The 19,195-nt window shown below is 69.4% G+C and carries 15 protein-coding genes; 3 read left to right on the top strand and 12 right to left on the bottom strand.

The genetic code is table 11. The annotated features are described in order from the left end of the window. Positions 1–8,948, bottom strand: an 8,948-nt coding sequence (locus tag EDC64_RS19335; protein WP_207916139.1) for an autotransporter-associated beta strand repeat-containing protein, incomplete at its 3' end; no start/stop codon positions are given. A 717-nt stretch (positions 8,949–9,665) separates the two neighbouring features. On the opposite strand from EDC64_RS19335, the gene EDC64_RS19325 reads away from it, so the two are divergent. The 3 genes from EDC64_RS19325 to EDC64_RS19315 are packed head-to-tail and all read left to right on the top strand — an operon-like array spanning position 9,666 to position 10,914. Beyond that, entirely contained in the window at positions 9,666–10,010 is a 345-nt protein-coding gene (locus tag EDC64_RS19325) for an ArsR/SmtB family transcription factor (RefSeq protein WP_132034451.1), read from the top strand. After that, a complete protein-coding gene (locus tag EDC64_RS19320; protein WP_165933823.1) occupies positions 10,007–10,501 on the top strand; it encodes an SRPBCC family protein in 495 nt (164 codons plus the stop codon). Before EDC64_RS19325 ends, EDC64_RS19320 begins: the two co-directional genes overlap by 4 nt. Continuing rightward, positions 10,498–10,914: a GFA family protein gene (locus EDC64_RS19315; protein ID WP_132034419.1), complete on the top strand. Its 417-nt coding sequence runs from the start codon at positions 10,498–10,500 to the stop codon at positions 10,912–10,914. The genes EDC64_RS19320 and EDC64_RS19315 overlap by 4 nt, the downstream gene beginning before the upstream one ends. Before the next feature lie 47 nt (positions 10,915–10,961). Here EDC64_RS19315 and EDC64_RS19310 read toward each other — a convergent pair whose 3' ends face one another. The 11 genes from EDC64_RS19310 to EDC64_RS19260 all read right to left on the bottom strand — a co-directional run bounded on the left by EDC64_RS19310 (position 10,962) and on the right by EDC64_RS19260 (position 19,193). Then, complete coding sequence (locus EDC64_RS19310) at positions 10,962–11,279, bottom strand: gas vesicle protein K (protein ID WP_132034417.1); 318 nt, start codon at positions 11,277–11,279, stop codon at positions 10,962–10,964. Continuing rightward, positions 11,276–11,956 carry a GvpL/GvpF family gas vesicle protein gene (locus tag EDC64_RS19305; protein ID WP_132034415.1) on the bottom strand — a complete coding sequence of 227 codons (681 nt, stop codon included), beginning with the start codon at positions 11,954–11,956 and terminating at the stop codon, positions 11,276–11,278. Before EDC64_RS19305 ends, EDC64_RS19310 begins: the two co-directional genes overlap by 4 nt. Positions 11,957–11,962: 6 nt before the next feature. Then, positions 11,963–12,199: a gas vesicle protein gene (locus EDC64_RS19300; protein ID WP_245504789.1), complete on the bottom strand. Its 237-nt coding sequence runs from the start codon at positions 12,197–12,199 to the stop codon at positions 11,963–11,965. Then, the gene (locus EDC64_RS19295; protein ID WP_132034413.1) at positions 12,186–12,959 is read right to left on the bottom strand and encodes a GvpL/GvpF family gas vesicle protein; all 774 of its coding nucleotides are present in this window, start codon (positions 12,957–12,959) and stop codon (positions 12,186–12,188) included. The genes EDC64_RS19300 and EDC64_RS19295 overlap by 14 nt, the downstream gene beginning before the upstream one ends. A 201-nt stretch (positions 12,960–13,160) precedes the next feature. Next, complete coding sequence (locus EDC64_RS19290) at positions 13,161–14,174, bottom strand: GvpL/GvpF family gas vesicle protein (protein WP_132034411.1); 1,014 nt, start codon at positions 14,172–14,174, stop codon at positions 13,161–13,163. Next, positions 14,171–16,279, bottom strand: coding sequence for a CDC48 family AAA ATPase (locus EDC64_RS19285; protein ID WP_132034409.1), 2,109 nt, complete (start codon positions 16,277–16,279; stop codon positions 14,171–14,173). The genes EDC64_RS19290 and EDC64_RS19285 overlap by 4 nt, the downstream gene beginning before the upstream one ends. Next, entirely contained in the window at positions 16,269–16,613 is a 345-nt protein-coding gene (locus tag EDC64_RS19280; RefSeq protein ID WP_245504788.1) for a gas vesicle protein, read from the bottom strand. The genes EDC64_RS19285 and EDC64_RS19280 overlap by 11 nt, the downstream gene beginning before the upstream one ends. A gap of 199 nt (positions 16,614–16,812) precedes the next feature. Further along, complete coding sequence (locus tag EDC64_RS19275; protein ID WP_132034407.1) at positions 16,813–17,076, bottom strand: gas vesicle protein GvpO; 264 nt, start codon at positions 17,074–17,076, stop codon at positions 16,813–16,815. A gap of 54 nt (positions 17,077–17,130) precedes the next feature. After that, positions 17,131–17,382, bottom strand: coding sequence for a gas vesicle protein GvpG (locus EDC64_RS19270; RefSeq protein ID WP_132034405.1), 252 nt, complete (start codon positions 17,380–17,382; stop codon positions 17,131–17,133). Positions 17,383–17,391: 9 nt separating this feature from the next. Continuing rightward, on the bottom strand, positions 17,392–18,177 hold the full coding sequence (locus EDC64_RS19265; protein ID WP_132034403.1) for a GvpL/GvpF family gas vesicle protein: 786 nt from the start codon (positions 18,175–18,177) through the stop codon (positions 17,392–17,394). Then, positions 18,174–19,193, bottom strand: a complete 1,020-nt coding sequence (locus EDC64_RS19260) for a hypothetical protein (RefSeq protein WP_132034401.1) — start codon at positions 19,191–19,193, stop codon at positions 18,174–18,176. The genes EDC64_RS19265 and EDC64_RS19260 overlap by 4 nt, the downstream gene beginning before the upstream one ends. Between the last annotated feature and the right edge of the window lie 2 nt (positions 19,194–19,195).

Raw genomic sequence — 19,195 nt, 5'->3', positions numbered from 1 at the left:
CCGTTCACCCCGGTGCCGCTCAGCGTCAGCGCCTCCGCGCCCAGGGCCAGCGGTCCCGAGCCGAAGATCTCCAAGGTCGCCCCGGACGCCACCGTCGTCCCAGCCGCACTGGTGCCCAGCGCGCCCGCATCGGCGATCCGCAGCGTGCCCGCCGTGACCGTGGTGTCGCCCGAATAGGTGTTGGCGGCCGACAAGGTCAGCGTGCCCGCGCCTGTCTTCTCCAGCGTGCCGTTGCCGCCGAGAATGCTCGACACGCCGATGTCGAAGCCGTTCGTGTCGATCTTGCCGCCGCCGGCCGCGAGCGTGATGTCCCCTGCCGCAAAGCCGGACAGGAAGTCCGATTGGGTGGCGCCGGCACGCAGGATGCCGCCATCCAAATTGATCACACCCGTGCTGGCGGATGCGTCCTTCTCGATCCGCCCGGCGACCAACGCCCCGCCGGTCCCCAGGGTGATGCTGCCATTGCTGCTGTACTGGCCCAGATAGACGGTATGCGTTCCGGCATCGAAGCTCGATCCGGCGCCGGTCACCGTCAGGGTGCCACTGCGCCCGGTATTGTTGCCGAGATAGAGGTCGCCGCTGAGGATCGTGCCGCCGGCCGCGACGGTGATGGTGCCGTCGCCATAATAGCCGGCATAGAAGTCGTTGCTTCCGGAATCGAGCATCGACTCCGCGCCGGTGACCGTGACGGAACCGCGGCTGATATCATAGTATCCGAGCCAAACGGCGCCGCTCTCGACCTTGCCCCCGTCGGAAACGACGAGCGTGCCCGACGTATTGTCCTCATAATAGCCAAGGTACAGATCCTGACCATTCAGGTTCCAGGTCGAACCTTCCCCTGTCACCGTCACCGAGGAATTGTAGGTGCCGACGGATCCGCTATAGACGCCGATATAGGCGACGCCGGTCGTGAGCGTTGCACCGTTGGAAACGGTGACCGAGCCGCCATTGTAATAGCCGACATCGAACTCACCGGTTCCAAGGTCCAGGGATGAGCCCGGTCCCGTGATCGTCAGCGTGCCGGTCGCACCGGAATTATCATCATAATAGCCGATGACCGCATAGGCCGCGGTCACCGAGGCGCCGCCGGATATTTCCATGGTGCCGGTGCCGTAATAGCCGACATAGAGACTGTTCGTGACGTCCCAACGCGAGTCGATGCCTGTGACGGTGGCGTGGCCAACCGCTCCGGTATCGTAGCCGACATAGCCCTCGCCGGAGGTCAGGACCGCGCCGGCCGCGATGGTGAACTCTCCTGTCCCCTTATCGGCCACGATCATCAGATTCGAGGTGCCCAGATCGAGGCTCGTCGCGGCGCCGGTCAGCGTCGCGGCGCCGGAGGTCGCGACATCGCGCCCGATCGTGAAGCCGCCCGCCGTCGAGGTGCCGCCGGCGAAAACGAGCGAACCGGCGGAGACCACCGTGGTCCCGGTGATGGCATTGTTGCCGGTGAGCGTCAGCGTGCCCGCGCCGGCCTTCTCCAGACCGGCCGTGCCGCCGAGGGCGGAGGCGATGGTGCCGGTGACGCCGGCGGTGGCGGGCGTTGCGTCGCCGACCGTAATGACGGGCGTCTGCCCGTTGAAGCTCACGAGGGAGATTTCACCGCCGGTGAGGGTGTAGCCGGAGGTGAGGAAATGCATCCCCGCCACTTCCGGATCGGTCGCCCCGCTGAGTGTAACGGTTCCGGCCGTCCCGGCGAAGATGGCGATGCTGCCCTGCGTCCAGGCCTTGGCCGTGGTGCCGGTCGCGTTGGTCCAGTTCGTGTCGGATGCCACGGTCCAGGTGCCGTCGCCGCCCTGCACGCTGGTTCCCGGAACAATGGTCGAGCCGTTCCACCATTGCGCGGCGGCGACCAGCAGGTTCACCTGACCGGAGGTGGAGTAATCGAGCACGTTCAGCGAATAGGGCTCGGTCGAGCCCAGCACCAGGCCGGTATTGGTGATCTGGCCGCCAAAATCGAACAGGCGATAGGTGCCCGAGGCATAGCCGTCGCGCTGGATGAGGTTCAGGGTCCCGCTCAAGACCAGGTCGCCATTGCCGGTCGACAGCGCCGCCGTGGTCGATGGCGCCCCCAGGCCGAGATTGATGACCGTAGCCCCCTGCATGAGCAGGCTGCCGACGGTCAGGCTGCTGACGCCGTCCGCTTCCATCTGCAGCGTCGCGCCGCTTTCCAGCGTCATGCCCAACACCGACCCGCCGGTCGCCCCGGACTCGGCCACGAAGGAGGCGCCGGACTTGACGAGGATAGAGCCGGCGACACTCGCATCGCCGCTGAACTGGAGCGTGCCGGCGGATACCGTCGCCTCCCCCTCGATCGAGTTGGACCGCGTCAGGATGAGCGTTCCCTCGCCCGTCTTCTCGAAGCCGAAGCCCCCGCCGAGCGCGACGGAAATCGTCGCCTCGCCCGCACCCACGGCGATCTCGGGAACATAGCCGTCGGCAACCGGCACGAGCTGGATCGTCCGGGCCGGCACCGCGCTCTCCAGCACATAGCCGGACGTGACGAACTCCAGGCCGGCGACCTGCGGATTCGTCGTGCCGCCGACCGTCACGGTGCCTGCCGTTCCCGCGAAAATCGCAAGCCCGCCTTGCCCCCAGGCATCTGCCGCGCTGCCGTCGGAGGAGGTCCAGTTGGTGGTTCCCGCCTGGACGTTCCAGGTTCCGGTCCCGCCGGCGACGCTGGATCCGCCCGTGGTGTTGGAGCCGTTCCACCACTGCCCCGCCGCCACCATCAGGTTGACCTGGTTGGCGGTGGCCGTGCTCACCACAATGAGCGAATGCTCCGGCGCCGTCCCGATCTCCAGACCGGCCCCTGACAGGGTCCCGGCATAATCGATCAGGCGATAGGTGCCGCTGGCGAAGCCGACGCCCGTGGTCAGGTTCAGGACGCCGGTCAGCACGAGGTCGCCGCCCACGTTGATCGCCGGCGTCGTCGGCGAGGGCGATCCGAGCGTCACGGCGAAGATCGAGGTCGGGTCCGCGAAGGTCAGATTGCCGCCGATCGACAGCGAGGTGGCGCCGGACACGCCGACGAGGGTGGCGCCGGCCGCGATGGCCACGTCGCCCGAGACGGTCCCCGCGCTCGCACCGCCCTTCAAGGTGGCGCCCGTTTCGACCGACACACCACCGGCCAGGCTCCCGCCCGAAAGCTCCAGCGTGCCGCCGGACACCGTCGTCGTGCCGTCGAAGGTGTTGTCGTTCGTGAGCGTCAGCTTGCCGGCGCCGAGTTTGTTCAGCGCGCCGGTGCCGGACACGACGTCGGCAAACGAAATGTCGTCGGAGCGGTTGAACGCGAGCGTGCCGGTGCTCAGCACGACATCGCCCGTGATCGAGCCGATCGCCCCGCCCGCGCCGATCGACAGCGTGCCGCCCGACACCGTCGTCCCGCCCGTATAGGTGTTCGCGCCTGTCAGCGTCAGGGTCTCCGCGCCGATCTTTTCGAGCGCACTGCCACCGGAGATCACGCCGGACAGCGTGAGGGCGCTGACGGATCCGATCACGCTGTCCGCCGCGAGCGTGATCGCGCCGGCGAAGCTGTTCGCTCCCGCGGCGCTGACGAGCACGCCCTCCCCGGCAAGACCGGAACCGGACAGGCTCAAGGCCTCCGCGCCGATGGCCACGCCGCCCGACAGCACGAGCGAGGCGCCCGCCGCGACCGTCGTCCCGCCGGCAGCGGTGCCCAGACCCGTCGCATGCGCGACGGTGAGGGTGCCCGCCGAAACAAGGGTCGCGCCGGTATAGGTGTTTGCGCCGGACAGGGTCCAGCTCCCCGCGTCCACCTTGGTCACCGTGCCCGCGCCGATCGCGATCACGCCGGACACCGTGCCCGCGCCGAGGCCGCCCAGCGTCAGTTTCGTGCCCGCGCCCGTGATGCCGCCCGACAGGGTCAGGGAGCCGAGCGCAGAATAGGTGTGGGTGTTGATCGTGCTGTCCGCCGCCAGGGTGATGGCGCCGGCAAAGCTGTTGGTCCCGCCATAGCTGACCAGGGCGCCCTGGGAGGCGCCGCCGCCATCGACGATGCCGGTCCCGGAAAGCGTCAGGTCCTCGCTGCCCACGGCGATGCTGCCGCCCAAGGCGAGGGTGGCGCCCGAGGCGACGACGGTGCCGCTCGCCGTCGTGCCGAGGGCGGTGGCGTTGGCGATGCGCAACTGGCCGGCGGACACCGTGGTCAGTCCGGCATAGCTGTTGGCCGCGGTCAGATCCCAGCTGCCCGAGCCGGTCTTGGTCAGCGTTCCCGCGCCCGTCGCGATGCTGCTCGACACGCTGCCGTTCGCCGCGCCGCCGAGGGTCAGATTCTTGTCGACCGCGGTGATCCCGCCCGACAAAGTCAGCTGGTTGTCCGTGACGACGATCAGGCTGTCGGCGTCGAGGGTGATCGCCCCTGCCCAGCTGTTGAAGCCACCCGTGCTCTGCAGCGCGCCGCCGCCGGACACGCCCGTGCCGCTCAGAGCGAGCGTCTCGGCCCCGATCACCACGTTGGTGACCGCGTTGCGCAGATCGAGCGTCGCGCCCGACGCGACCGTGACCCCCCCGGCAATCGTGCCGAGGCCGGCATTGTCCGTCACCCGCAGGGTGCCGCCCGACACCGTCGTCGCGCCGGAATAGGTGTTGGCGACGGACAGAATCCAGGTGCCCTCGCCGAATTTCGTGACGCCGCCGGTGCCGGAAATGTCGCTCGAGACCGTCCCGGTGTTCGACCCGCCGAGCCGCGCCGTGAAGCCGGCGGTGATGATGCCGCCGGTCAGGTCCAGGGTCACGCCGCTGTCGAACTGGCTGCCCGCGACGATGCTGGCATCAGCCGACAGCGTAATCGCCCCCGCCCAGCTGCTCGTGCTGTTGACCCCCGAGGCGGTGAGCGCGCCGTAACCGATCTCATAGCCCTCGCCGGCCAGGGTCAGGGCTTCGCCCGTGATCGCCCGGCTGTTGAACAGCATCAGGGTGCCGCCGGACTCGACGACGGTTCCGCTGGTGGTGCCCCCCAGCGCCCCATTGTTTTCGACCGAAAGCGCGCCGTCGGAGACCGTGGTCACGCCGATATAGCCATTGGAGGCCTGGAGGCTCCAGGTGCCGTCGCCGGTCTTGGTGAGACCGCCGGTGGTGGTGAGGATCGGCCCCGACATGATGCCGCCGCCATCCAGCGTCAGCGTCCCGTTGCCGGTCATGATGCCCGAAAGCGTCAGCCGCCGGCCGAGCAGATAATCGCTGGAGATGGTGGCATCCGCGTCAAGCTGGATGCCGCCCGACAGGATGATCCGCCCGGTATTGACCAGCGCGCCGCGTTCTCCCGTCGCGCCCGAACCCGACAACGTGAAGTTTTCAGCGATCGTCGCGCTGGGATCCACAAGGGTGGTCCGAAGCGTCGCCCCCGACGCCACCGTGGTGCCGAAGGCGGTGCTGCCGAGCCCGGCCGCGTTGCTGAATTCCAGCGTTCCGGCAGAAACGGTCGTCGTGCCGGTATAGGTGTTGGCGCCGGTGAGCGTCAGCGTGCCCGTGCCCTGCTTCTCCAGGGATCCCGCATCGAAGATAATACCGCTGAAGGTCTTGGCGTCCGAGCGGTCGAACACGAGGGTGGCGCCCGACAAGATCTGGACGTCGCCAGCGATCCAGCCATTCGTCGCGCCGTCACCCACTATCAGGGTGCCCAAGGCCACGCGCGTGCCGCCGGTATAGGTGTTCTCTCCCGTGAATGTCGTGGTGCCCGCACCGCCCTTCACCACCGAGCCCGCGCCCGACACGACACTGTCATAGGTGTAGTCATTGGAGCGGTAGAAGGCGAGAAACGTGTTGGCGGCGGTGAAGGTCACATCGCCGATATCGCCGGTCGTCGTGTTGTTGCCGACATCGATGCCATTGGCATTGATGGTCGTGCCACCGCTGAACGTGTTGTTGCCCGTGAGCACCAAACCGGCGACCAGGCCGCCCGCCCCCCCCGACTTCGTCAGCGTCCCGTTGCCCGAAATGACGTCCGAGATATAGACGCGGGCGCCGGCCACATTGTTGACCACCAGGGAACCATCATTGGAGACGGCACCCGCCAGCGTGTACGTGCCGATGCTGGTCAATTCCAGAGTGTTGCCGGAGGCGATGGTGGTGGCGCCGGTATAGGACAGCGCGCCGCTCAGCGTCAGCGTTCCCCCGCCCTGCTTCGTCAGCGTCCCGCTGCCGGAGATATTCCCGGTATAGGTCAGGGCGCCGGGCCGGTCGAAGACGAGCGCCGCATTATTGGTGATGTTGCCGGCGATCTCTCCCGCCGCCGCCGTGCCGTCGCCGATGCGCAGCGTTCCGGCAGAAACCGTCGTCGTGCCCGTATAGGTGTTGGCGCCGGTGAGCGTCAGCGTGCCCGTGCCCAGCTTCTCCAGCGTGCCCGAGCCTGAAATGATGCCGGAGAGCGTCAGAGCGCCGGTCCGGTTCACCACGAGCGCCGCATCGTTGGCGATGTCGCCGTCGACGGACCCGGTCGCGCCCCCGGCACCGATCTGCAGCGTGCCGCCGGTAATGGTGGTGCCGCCGGCATAGGTGTTCGCGCCGGACAGGATCAGCACGCCGTCGCCGGTCTTTTCCAGGCCCGTGGTGCCGACGAGGACCGAGCCGATGGTGGCGGTGACGGACGTGGCGACATCGATGCCGGTCTGGCCGGAGGTCGCCGCCAAGGTGATGCTGTCGCCGGAAATGTTGTAGCCGTCGACGTCGAACTGCATGCCTTCGACGGAAATCACGCCCGGCGCGCCCACGACGGTCACGTTGTTGGACGAGGAGGTGCCCGCGAAGATGGCTGTCGAACCGTCCCACGCCACGGCGGTCGCGCCGGCGGAATTCGTCCAATTGGTGTTGCCGGCGCTCCAGGTGCCGTCGCCGCCGACGACGCTCGACCCGCCGGAGGTCGTGACGCCGCCGTTCCAGTAGAGGCCCGCGGACGCAGCCACCACGTCCAGAAAATAGAAGACGGACGACGCATACATGCCGGAGCCGTTGGCGATGTAGATCGTTCCGCTGAACCCGGCCGGCATGTCGCCGAGCGTGAGGGTGCCCGAATTTCCGCCCGCCAGGGAGAGCAGTGTGTAAGTCGTGCCCGCCGCGAGATTGCCGTCATTGACGATATTGACCTCCGCCCCATTGAACGTGGCGAGGTTGAGAACTTCAATGGCCGGAGCCAGCGGATTGTCGCCGAGCGTGATGGTAAGCGTCGATGTCGGCGCCAGCGTCAAACTGGAAACCCTCACGCCAGGATTGGTCGGATAGTTTCCCGGCCCGGCTTTCGCCTCGAAATCAGCGGTGCCGTTCAGCGTAACATTGCCGTGGATGACCGCAGCGCCGTTTGCCCGCAATACGGCGCCGGATTCGACGACGATACTTCCGTAGTTCTCGGCGAACTGCGACCCATCCAGGAACAGCGTGCCCGCCTTCACCGTCCAGTCGGAACTGCCACTCCCGCCGCTCGACGATATCAGCGTCCATGTCGAGGTTCCGACTTTCTCGAACGTCGAGAAATTATTGAACTGCTGCGCTACATATTGGCCACCAACGATCGTCTGCATGTTGATGGTGGCATCAACCGTCCCGCCGAGGGCGAACGTCCCCCCATTGCCCGACGCAACCCCTGTATTGTTGTCGCCCAAAGCCCAGCCGGATCGGATTTCGAGCGTATTTCCCGTTCCGATAAAGCGGATCGCATCAAGTGTGTCCGCGATCGACGAGACGAGGCCGCTTATGATGACTGTGTTGTTGTTGCCGTCGACGCGAATGCCGGACTCGCCTTCGCCGTTTGAATTGCTCCCACTCGTGATGGTTCCGGCACTGATCAGCGTGTTGCCGCTTCCGGTGATGATGACGCCGATGCCGCCGGCGCCAATTGTGGTGTCCGCGCCGTAGATAAAGCCGCCCGACTCGTTGGTGATGGTATTGTTGCTGCCGGATATGAGAAGCCCGGCCCCGCTCGCGCCCCGCCCAGCGTCATACCTGTACCCACCTTCACCACCTCGGAGGGTCCCGGAATTGGTCACGGTCGAGGTGTTTCCGCTCAACAGGACGCCCGCGCCGCCTGCTCCCGCGAAGCCGTTTCTCAAGACGGCGTCGACGACCGAGCCGCCGACGCCACCGGTCACGGTGCCGGACGCAAGATTCCCGAAGCTGCTGCCGTCAGCGCTCAAAACGACGCCGGCGCCGCCGACGCCGCCGGTCCCCTGCGTTCCGGTACCAGACGTGATATTTCCCGCGTTGCCGCCCGCGCCGCCGACGATGGTGAAGGCGCTGGTGACGTCCGTCGCCCCCAGGTGAATCAGGAGCCCGGCGCCGCCATTCCCGCCATTGCCTGATAGGACGTTACCGCTGAACGCCGCGGTCACGTCGCCGCCGGCGCCGCCGGCGCCGCCGGTCACCTGATCGTTGTAGCTGTAGGTGCCCGCAGTGTTCAGGATGATGGCCGCGCCGCCGCCGCCGCCGCCACCGCCACTGATATCGCCGGACCCACCCGCCGCCGCCCCCCCGGCCGCACCGCCGCCGCCGGCCCCTCCCGCGCCGAACGTAGTCGCCGCGATCGCGCCGCCCGAACCGCCAGTGCCGGCCCCGGGGTTGCCATTGACGGTGCCATTTTGCCCGGCGTTGCCGCCGGTGGGTGCCGGCGGCAATAGCCTGCCCGCAATGCCGCCGGCACCGCCGGCGCCGCCTTCGATGGTGCTCCCAGTTCCAGATGCGGCGCCGATCAGGCCGACACCGCCGCCGCCACCGCCGCCGCCCGCCCCCGTGCTCAGAAGCGCGAAACCGTCCTGCCCGGCGACGCCGTTGGGGTCGAGCGCCTGGGAAAACGCCGGCGAAGCCAGGCCGAGCGTCGAGACCAGGGCCGAAGTCAGCAGGAGGCGGCGGCGCAGAAGGCGCCGCGCCGTGAGGCTCGGCCGACCGGCTTCCATGGACCGAGCGACATCGGTCCGGCGCGGCGCTTCACGATTCGACATGTTGTCCCCCACATCCCAGCGGCTGCGTGCCGAACGAATTCTCGCGCCTCGAGGGCGCTACCTGAAGTTGCAGACCCAAACTGATCCAAGTGCTGCCACGCATAAGGTCGGCACAGACACGCGACCGAGCTCGGACAGCGAAAATCTCATGATTTCAAAGACGTGATGCCGCACATCGGCGACTGGACGGGCGCTGCGGGCGCGCGCTCGGCTGTCGGCCTGCGAAGGTGTCCGCCGACCCGCACCGCGCCGCCGCACGGGGGCGGATCCGACCGCGCGCGGAACGGCAAAGGACGGGCGCACGGACGCCTCGGGCATGCCGGCCCCGGCTCCCTGCTCCCACCCTCCGACGATGCCGCACGCGTTTCGCATCCGCCCCGCTGCGCTCCCCCTGCAACCGCCGAATCGCGCCGACGGGCTGCGAAACGTTCGGATTGACCGTAGGAAGGCATCGCCCGGTCGAGATACTCCGATTGCGCAAGCGACATCCGGTTTGCGAAATGCCCTCCGCACAATTTCGGCCTGTTGCATTTCCGCAACGCCGGTCCCGAGGCGGTTCGACGGCCGGACCGCGCGATGGGCGGAAGAAGCGGCCCGATCCCGGCGCCGCGGGCCCGCGCACCGTTTGATCGGCAGAGCGGGCATGCGGGAGAGCGAACCGCGCTTGACACCCTATTTTGCTACTTGTCTAATGTCGCGATGACGACACAAGCTGACATGCCCGGCCTCGACGCCACCTTCGCCGCCTTGGCGGACCCGACGCGGCGGGCAATTCTCGCCCGCCTGGCCGAGGGCGAGGCGACGGTCGGCGAATTGGCCGCGCCGATCCGCCTGACGGCGCCGACCGTGTCCAAGCATCTGCGGGTGCTCGAACGCGCGGCGTTGATCGAAGTGCGCAAGGAGGCCCAGCGCCGCCATTGCCGGCTGGTCCGCGCCCCGCTCGACGCGGCGCAGAGCTGGATCGCTCGCACGGCGGAATTCTGGGACCAGAGCCTCGAAAAGCTCGACGCGCTGGCCGCCGCGCCGGAGGCGGCCCGGCCCGCCCGGCGGCGCAAACGGTGAGCCCGGCGGCGGAGAAGACGGTCACGGTGCGCCGCACCCTGCGCGGCACCCGCGCCTTCCTGTTCTCCGCCTGGACCGATCGGGCGCTGTTCGCCCAATGGTTCGGCCCGAAGGGCTGGAGCGTCGAGGCGTGCACCCTGGACTGCCGTGTCGGGGGCGCTTGGCAGGCGCGTTTCCGACGCGGCGACGGCAGCCGCGTCGCGGTGCGCGGGACCTATCTGGAGATCGCGCCGCCCGACCGGCTCGTCTTCACTTGGGAGGCGGATCCCACAGGCCCCGCCTCGGTCGTGACGGTCGCGTTCGCGGACGCCCCCGGCGGCGTCGAGATCGCGATCACCCATCGCAAGCTCGGCACGGCCCAGGCGGTCGACATGGATGCCGGGTGGAACAACACGCTGGACGCTTTGGAGACGTTCGCGGCCGGCGCACGCGCCGATCCGGTGGCCATCGGATCGGACCGGGCACTCAGGAGGGGAGAGGGAACGACATGACGACCAAGGCCTATACTGGCGGCTGCGCGTGCGGCGCGATCCGCTACGAGATCGCCGCAGATCCCATCATGGCGGGGCATTGTCAGTGCCGCGACTGTCAGTATGACAGCGGGACGGGCCATGCCTCCCACCTCGCATTTCCCCGCGCGGCCGCCCGGCTGAGCGGCCCCGCGACCCATTGGGACAAGCCCGCCGCAAGCGGCAACATGGTCACCCGGGCCTTCTGCCCGACCTGCGGCACGCCGGTCTATTCCACCAATGCGGCGATGCCGGACCTCGTCTTCGTGCGCGCGGCCAGCCTCGACGATCCCGCCCGCTTCGTGCCGCAACTGGTGGTGTGGACCCGGAGCGGCCAGGCCTGGGACACGCTGGATCCGACTTTGCCCAAATTCGAGACCATGCCGGCGATGTAAGGCCGGCGCGTCGTGCCTGTGGCGAAGAGGCGCCGGGGCCCCGGCGCTTACAGCTCGCCGAGCGGCAATCGCAGCTTCAGCGAGAGATCGGCCTCGGACAGATTGAACTGCACGCGCAGCTCCGCCATCTTTTCCTCGAGGCGCAGCAAAGTGAGGCCCAGCCGCTCGATCTCCTCGTCGGTGAGCGCGCCGGCCTCGACCCGGCGGATGGCCTGGCGCTCGATCACCTGGCGCAGCGTCTCGACCACCATCAACACCAGTTTGACGAGGCCCTGCTCGACCCGCTCGGGGTCGATGTCGACCCGGCCCTGCAGCACCGATTCGAGGGTTTCGGTGACGGCGGGGCCGCCCGCGAAGCCGGTCATGGGCTCACCCCCGAGAGATCCGGATCCGAGAAGGAATAAGGCGGCCACGGGCCGGTGCAGGTGATGCCGAGATCGGGCCGCACCCGCTGCAAAGCGGAAACGTCCGCCAGAAAGGCCGCGACGTTCGGCTTGCGCACCAGGAACGAGGCGCGCAGGTCCGGCTGGGAGGTCGAGCGCGCCCAGAGCAGGCGCTCCGCGGCGTGGGCCGCGAGGCCGTCATGCGGGAAGACGGCGGTGGAGGGCGGCCAGCCCGCCTCGCGCCGGGCGAGGGTGCGCAGATAGCTGGTGCCCGGGCCGCCGCCGATGCCCGGGTCCGGCGCCACCTCTTCGGGCAGGCCGGAGACCCGCAGGGCGAATTCGACGCAATGGCGCACGCGGCCGAGCTGCGCGCCGAGCGCGTCGCGGTGGCGCGTCAGAAGCCGGCGGCAGGCGGACGCATCCTCGACCAGCGTGCCGAAGCGCAGAGGCAGAGCGGGGGCGCGGTCGATCAGCGCCTCCACCACCTGCTGGTGCCGCCAGACTTCGGCGGGCTCCGGGGCCACGCTGCGGTTGGGCGTTTCGCTGGCGGCGCAGACCAGTTCGAAGGCCTCGATGAAGTGCGGCGCGCCGCCACCGATGCCGGGCGGCAGGCTGCGGGCGGGCGGGGGCGCCTCCAGAACGGCGTAGAGATACAGCATGGCGCCCTAGCCTCCCGGAAGGTGTGAGCCGGCGGCGGACGCGGCGGCCGCGTCGCGCATCCGATTGGCGGTGTCGGTCGAGGCGAGAAGGACCTTGAGGCCGAGATAGACGAGGTCGACCCCGGCGACCGAAATCGTCGCTTCGCCCCAGAGAACGAGCCCCTTGTGCAGCGCGCGATCCAGCAGATCCGCCAGGGCGACGTCGCCGCTGGTGCGCGGGATGATCGGTTCAGGATCCGGCAAGGCCACCTCCCGTGAAATTGTAAGGCCCCCAGGGGCCGGTCAGCTCGTAGCGGATGCCGGCGCCGGCATAGGTCCGCTCCAGTTCGGCAAGGCTCTCCCGCCACGCCGCCTCGTCGGCGCGCGGCACCAGATAGGCGCCGTTGAGCGCCATCTCGCCGCGGCGCCGATGCACCGCGGCGGGCTGAACCGGATTGGCGACCGCCGCGCGCGCCCGCGCCGCGAGCCGGCGGTGGCTCTCGGCGACACCGTGCGCCAGTGCCGCTTCCGCCTCGGCGCGCAGCCGCTGGGCATCCCGCTTGCGCTGGAAGAAGGCCGCCCCGGCCCCCGGTCCCCGCTCGACGGGGGCGGGCTCGGCGGGCGGCGCCTCCCAGAACAGCTTGACCCCCCATTCCCGGGCGCCGCGCAGCCGAACGACGGTGGCCTCGAGCGCGGCGCGATTGTCCGCCAGCGCCGCCCGCAGCGCCGCCGCGCCGGAGAACAGGGTGCAGAACTTCATCGGCAGGACGGTCGCGACATCGACGAGGGAATCGACGACGCGCTGATGGGCCAGCACGCGCTGCCCGGTCCAGTCGACATCCTGCAGCCGGGCGGGAAGCGCCTCGGGGCCGAAATCGACCGCGGAAACCGGGCTCACGGCGGCGGCGAGATCGCCGAACGGCAGAAGCCGCACCGGCGCGCCGGGGACGATGCCCTCGCCCGGGAGGCTCCCGGCATCATGCGGGCCGGGATGGTCGGCGGTGATCGCATAAACGTACAACATGGGCGCCTCCCCTCCGCCGCGCGAAGGTCGTTTCTCATTGGCCCGTCTCCGCTCCGCCAGCGGGCGCAGGCTTTCCCCGCAGGCCGTCTCCGGCTTTGGGGCCGGGGCACGCTCCCGTCCCCCTGCCCTCTCCCCCCGCGGATGCGCGATCTCGCAGCCCGCCTTCATGCCCAGACGCGTGGTCCTCCCGGCCGCACGGCCTCATCCCGGAGAAAGGCCGTCCTGCCGCCGGAGCGACACCGGCGCGTGTTCCGCCTGGAGCGTGCGATAGGCCGCCGTGACGGCGGCGAAGCGGGCCGCCCGCCCGCCTTTGCCGGACGCCGCGTCGTCCGCATCGTCGCCGGGCGATCCGTGCGGCACCAGATCGGGATGAAGACCGACGATGAGGCGGTGATAGGCGGCCTTCACCGCCTCCAGCGGTGCCCCCGCCTCGAGCCCGAGTTCGGCATGGGCGCCGGCCAGGCCCGCCGCGGGGCCAAGGTGAATCTGAACCGTGGCGAAGCTGTAAGGCGCGAGCGGGCCGACCAGGCGGAAAGTGAGCCGCCCCTCGAATTCGCCGTCGAGGCGATCGAGCGCGGCGTCCACCTGCGCCGAAGCGGGCGCATCCACCAGAAGCGCGACGCCGACCACCCCCTCCGGCTCGACCGGATCCGAGACGATGAGGTCGCGTGCGACGGCGCCCAACACGGCGCCGATGCGGCTCTGGATCCGCCGCCGCTCGCCGGCCACCAGACCGGCGAGGGCCGCCCCCAGGGACCGCCGCGCGGTTTCGTCGCCGGTCTCGGCGGCGGCGCGCAGGCCGGGCGGCAGCTCGGTCATGAGGTGCGCCACGGTGCGGCTCAGATCCCAGCGCACCGACAGGTCCGTCTGCCAGCAGCCGTTCAGGGTCTCGAACGCGGCCGCCAGCGCCGCTTGGCCGCAGACCAGCATGTGCCGCACGCGGCTCTCGTCCTCCAGCACGCTGCCGAGCGCGGCCGGCAGGACCGGGCCGCGCGCCATCAGCCGCTCGATCACCTTCTGGCTGGCCAGCAGCCACGGCAGGAGGCTGCCGCGGTCGCGGCCCTTCAGCCCGCCTTCCGGCGCCGTCCCGACGATCGCGGCGAACCCGGCCGCCACGACGGTCTCGAGCCCGGGCGGCAGGCCCTCCGCCGGCGCGAGAAGGCCCGGCTCGATCCGATCGGCCGGCACGATGGCGAAGACCAGAAGGCCGCTCATGTCTCGCTCCCCCGCCTGACCACCCGCAAGCCCTCGGCAAAATGGCGGGTCTCCACCCGCAGCACGGCGCTGTCTCCGGCCACCACGTCGCGGATCGCCGCGATCCCGGCATGGCGGCACAGCGCTTCCAGATCGGCGCCCACCATGCCCTCCGCGTCCACCGCCAGCGCCGCCAGATCGACCGAGGGGTCGAGCGGCATCCGGCCGGCATGGACGTCGAGAATGGCGCGGCGCGTCGCGCCGTCGGGGGCGCGGAACTCGACCAGGAAGTCGAACCGCCCCGGCCGGAGCAAAGCGGCGTCGATCTGGTCGAGCCGGTTGGTGGCCGCGACCACGGTGACGCCGCGCAGATCCTCGATGCCGTCGATCTCGGTGAGGAGCTGGGCGACCACCCGGTCGGTCATCGCATTGCCGAGCCCGCCGCGGTTCGGCGTCAGCGTGTCGATCTCGTCGAAGAAGACGATGCAGGGCGCGGTCTGGCGCGCCTTGCGGAACACCTCGCGCACGCCGCGCTCGGATTCGCCCGCCCACATCGAGAGCAGTTGCGGCCCCTTCACCGCGATGAAATTCGCCCCGCTCTCCCCCGCGAGCGCTTTGGCGAGCAGGGTCTTGCCGGTGCCGGGGGCGCCGTAGAACAAGATCCCCTTGGGCGGCTGGATGCCGGCCTGCGCATAGAGGTCGGCATGGCGCGTCGGCCATTCCACCGCCTCGACGAGAAGGCGCTTGATGTCGTCGAGCCCGCCGACATCGGTCCAGCGCTTGTGCGAGGCCTGGGTGACGATCTCACGCAAGGCGCTCGGCTGGGTGCCGGCCTGCGCGGCGGTGAAATCGGCGGGGGTGACGAGCAGAGCGGCCAGCATCTCGTCGGAGACGCGGGCGTCCTCGAAGCTGATGTCCGGGATGAGCCGCCGCAGCGCGCTCATCGCCGCCTCGCGGCTCAAAGCGGCGAGATCGGCGCCGACGAAGCCCGGGGTGAGAAACGCGATCCGCCCGAGATCGACATCGGCCGCGAGCGGCATGCCGCGGGTGTGGATTTCCAGGATCTCGCGCCGGCCCTTCTCGTCCGGCACGCCGACCTGGATCTCGCGATCGAACCGCCCGGGGCGCCGCAAAGCGGGATCGATCGCATTGGGGATGTTGGTCGCCGCGATGACGATCACCTGGCCGCGCGCCTGGAGACCGTCCATCAGGCCGAGCAATTGGGCGACCACCCGCCGTTCCACCTGACGATCGCCGCTCATCTCCTCGCGTTTCGGCGCGATCGCGTCGAGTTCGTCGATGAAGATGATGGACGGCGCGTTCTTCTCCGCATCGTCGAAGATGCGGCGCAGCTGCGCCTCGCTCGCCCCGTACATCTTGTCGATGATTTCCGGGCCGTTGAGATGGATGAAATGGACATTGGCCTCGCGCGCCACGGCGCGGGCGATCAGGGTCTTGCCGGTGCCCGGCGGGCCGTACAGCAGGACGCCCTTGGGCGAATCGATGCCGAGATGCTGGAACACTTCCGGGTGCTTCAGCGGCAGCTCGATCATCTCGCGGATGCGCCGCACCTCGTTGCGCAGGCCGCCGACATCCTCATAGGTGACGGCATTGCTCTCGGCGGTGCCGTCGAGGCAGCGCAGCTTGGTCTCCGGCCCGATCATCACCGGGCCGAGCGGATCGGTGCTCTCCACGGTGAATTCGCGGGTCTGCGCGCCGACCAGCGCCGCGCGCACCCGGTCGCCCGCCAGCAAGGGAATGCCGTCGAGCAGCCGGGCCAGCATGCGCGGCTCGGGCGCGCGGGCACGACCGCCAACCTGGTTGAGGGTGACGGAACGTGCCCGCGCGACCGCCGCCGGGCTCAGAACCACTTGCTCGTCGAGGCTCGCCCCCGCATTGACGCGGGCGAGCCCGTCCATCTGGACGAGGCTCTGCTTGCGCATGCCCATATGCGCCGGCATGACGCGGGCCACGGTCGACCGCCGGCCGGCGATCGAGACGACGTCGCCGACCTCGACCCCGAGCCGGGCCATGTCCTCGGGATCGAGCCGGATCAGGCCCCGGCCGACGTCGCGGGTGGGCGCCTCGCACACCCGGAAGGAAAAGGGCGCGGCGTCATCCGCCATGGGCCACCTCCACCTCGGCACGCAGCATCCCGCCCTCGGGCGGCGCCAGAGCCGCCTCCAGCCGGTCGAGCCGCTCGCGCAGCAGGCGGTTTTCCTCCTCCAGCTGCCGGGCGTGGGAATTGAGATGGGGGTCGCTCTGCCACCAATTGATCCCCATCGACATCGCGCGATCGACCGACGCCACGACCAGGCGCAGGCGGATGTTGAGGAGATCCACCTCCACCAGCGAGATCGAGATGTCGCCGGCGATCACGATGCCCTTGTCGAGCACGCGCTCGAGAATGTCCGCCAGCCCGACTGCCTGGAGGGAGTGCTCCATCCGCTGTTCGCTCATGACCCGTTTCCCTCGGCGTGCGGCCGTCCCTGTCCGTCATCGACGCCAGGGACGCAGCCGCGCCCGCATTGCCGCGCGTGTCCCGCGCGGTCCGGCCTTCGTCGTCCCGCCGGCACCCGCTCCGGGCGCCGGCCTGTTTCCCACGTGCGCCGTCACCCGCCGCGGGCGCGCCGCGCCTCTCCCCCCGCGACCGGCGGGATCAGGGCGTCTCTTCCATCACCTGGTCGCGCAGATAGCGGCGGGACCGGTGATAGCCGGTCACGTTGCCGGCCTTGTCCAGCTTGATGCGATAGGCCGCGAGCATGTCCGTCGAAGCCGGGATGCGCTTCAGCTCCAGCAGATTGACCGTCATTTCCCAGCCGTCCTGCGTCGCCGTGAAGTCCGACACGCTGTCGGCATTGAAGCCGGTCAATTCCTGCAACTGCATTTTCACGTTTCGGATCAATTCGATGGTGGTCGCCATGGCTTGCCTCCTCGCCCTTCCGGATGCCCCCGGAACAGGCCGGACCCTTCGATGTCAAAGCCCGCTGCGCATGCGCTCGCGGGCGATCTTCAGACGCGCGAGAAGGATGTCCTCCTCCGTCTCGTAATCGGCTTCGCTGATCTCGCCCGCCTCGAAGCGCTGTTCGAGATCGAGCAAAGCGGCGCGCAGCACATCCTCGTCATAGAGCGTGCGTTCGGCCTGCTCCGCGATCAGCCGGGCAAGCCAGAGCACCCCCTTCAGCGGTCCCACCGCGGGGGCGAACAGGACGTCCGTCACAAGACTCATTCCCGCCTCCTACCAATGGATCGTGATGGTGACGAAGTTGTAGGGCGGCACCGGCCCGACATATTTGAAGGACAGCCGCGCCCCCCATTCGGCGTCCATCTGGCGCACCGCCTGGTCGAGCCCCGCCTCGCGCGCGGCCTCGACGAGGACGGCCGCGTTGAGGATCATCCGGTCGCCGATCGGCTTGTTGAGCTTGGTCTTGTGGACGAAGGGGCGGACGCGCTCGAGGATCCGCTCCTCGTCGTCGCGGCGCTTGCGCTCCATCGCCTGGCCGATCATTTCGCCGAGGCGGATGCGCTCGAAATGGCTCTTTTCCGGCGAGCGGCCGACGAGGCTGTCGCGCAGCTTCGCGATGGCCGGGTTTTCCTGGAGAATCTCGGCGAAGATGACGTCTTCGCGCCATGTCGCCTTGAGGCCGAGCTCCAGCCGGCCGCGCATCTGCTCCAGCAGGCCGACGAGTTCGTCCCGCCGCCCTTCCAGGATCTTGCCCGAGATCGGATCCGGCCCCGTGGCGACGGTGCCGAAACACACCGGCAGCATGGTGTGGCGCGCCATCACCTCTTCGAGGACCTTGGTGTGCGCCATCATGTTGCGGCGGCTGTTCTCATATTCGATGCGCGGCGAGTCGCTCACGACCGCGGCGAGGCGGCCGACGGTGATCGTGTGGACCACGTCGCCGCGCCCGCCGATGCCGGGCGATGCGAAGGTGTCCGGCGCGGGCGCGTCGATGAGGCAATAGAGATATTTGCCCTCTGCCACGGTCTCGGCGGGGGCGAGGGTGTCCGTCTGCATCATGGGTGGCTCCCTTCGGCATGAGCGAGGCGCGCGGGAACGAGGCTCAGCGTGAGTGGCGCGCCACCCTGCGAGAGGAAGGCGGAGAGGCGGGACAGGATGTCGGCGACCCAGTCCGCGAGGCGCGCGGCGCCCCAGTCCGGGCGCAGCGCGGCGAACGGGGCTTTCAAATCGTCATAGAGGCTCACCATTTCGGGCGCCATCCGCGCAAGGAGATCGTCCGCCAGAAGACCTTCGAGTTCGGCGGCGTGGGCGGTGAGGCCGGCCTCGTGGAACGGCACCGTCTCCAGCGCGAAGGGCAGGCCGATCTGGGCGTCGGCGAGCCGCAGCAGGACCGGCGCCTGGTCCGCCGGCAGCGTGCCGGCGGCGACCGCGGCGGCGGCGCGCGTCTCGAGTTCGGCGCGCTGGGCGAGATTGCGGGCCGCGCGGCGCAGCGAGATGCGGTTCACATGCTTCAGCGCATCGCCGAAGCCATGGGCGAGGCAGAAGGCATTGGCGAGAAGCTCGGTCACGGCGCCGGTCGAGAGGGTCTCGCCGAGGCGTGCGGCGAGCGGCGCGAGGGCGGCCGGCCCCGCAGCCTCGACCGTCAGCCCGCGCGCCGCATGGGTCGCGGGGCATTCCGAGAGCGGATGGGCGTGCTCGTGGGCGAGCAGGCCCTCGGCGGCGAGGGAATCGCCCCAGAATTCCTCCGCCATCATGATCTGGCGGTTGACGAACACGAAGCATTCGGTGGCGTGGCGCGGATCGTAGAGCACCACCATCGGCCGCTGCGGGAGGCCGGCCAGCGCCTCGTCCATCAGCCGGCCCATTTCCTTCAACTGCCCGACCAGAGGGGCGAGATTGTCGAGGACGAACAAAGTGACGGTCTGATGGGGCCACAGGTCCCGATCCGCCAGCTTGCGCACCACCTGCTCCTCGGCATGGACGAGGGCCGAGATGTCGCCGGCGCAGTCGGTCACGATCCGCACCGTGGACGCCCCCACGGTGAATGTGCCGACCCCCTCCACCCTGCCGGTCATGG

The sequence above is a fragment of the Aquabacter spiritensis genome (assembly GCF_004346185.1).
Lineage (GTDB): Bacteria > Pseudomonadota > Alphaproteobacteria > Rhizobiales > Xanthobacteraceae > Aquabacter > Aquabacter spiritensis.
Note: the sequence above shows the minus strand (reverse complement) of the source record. Positions and strands in the feature narration are given on the sequence as shown.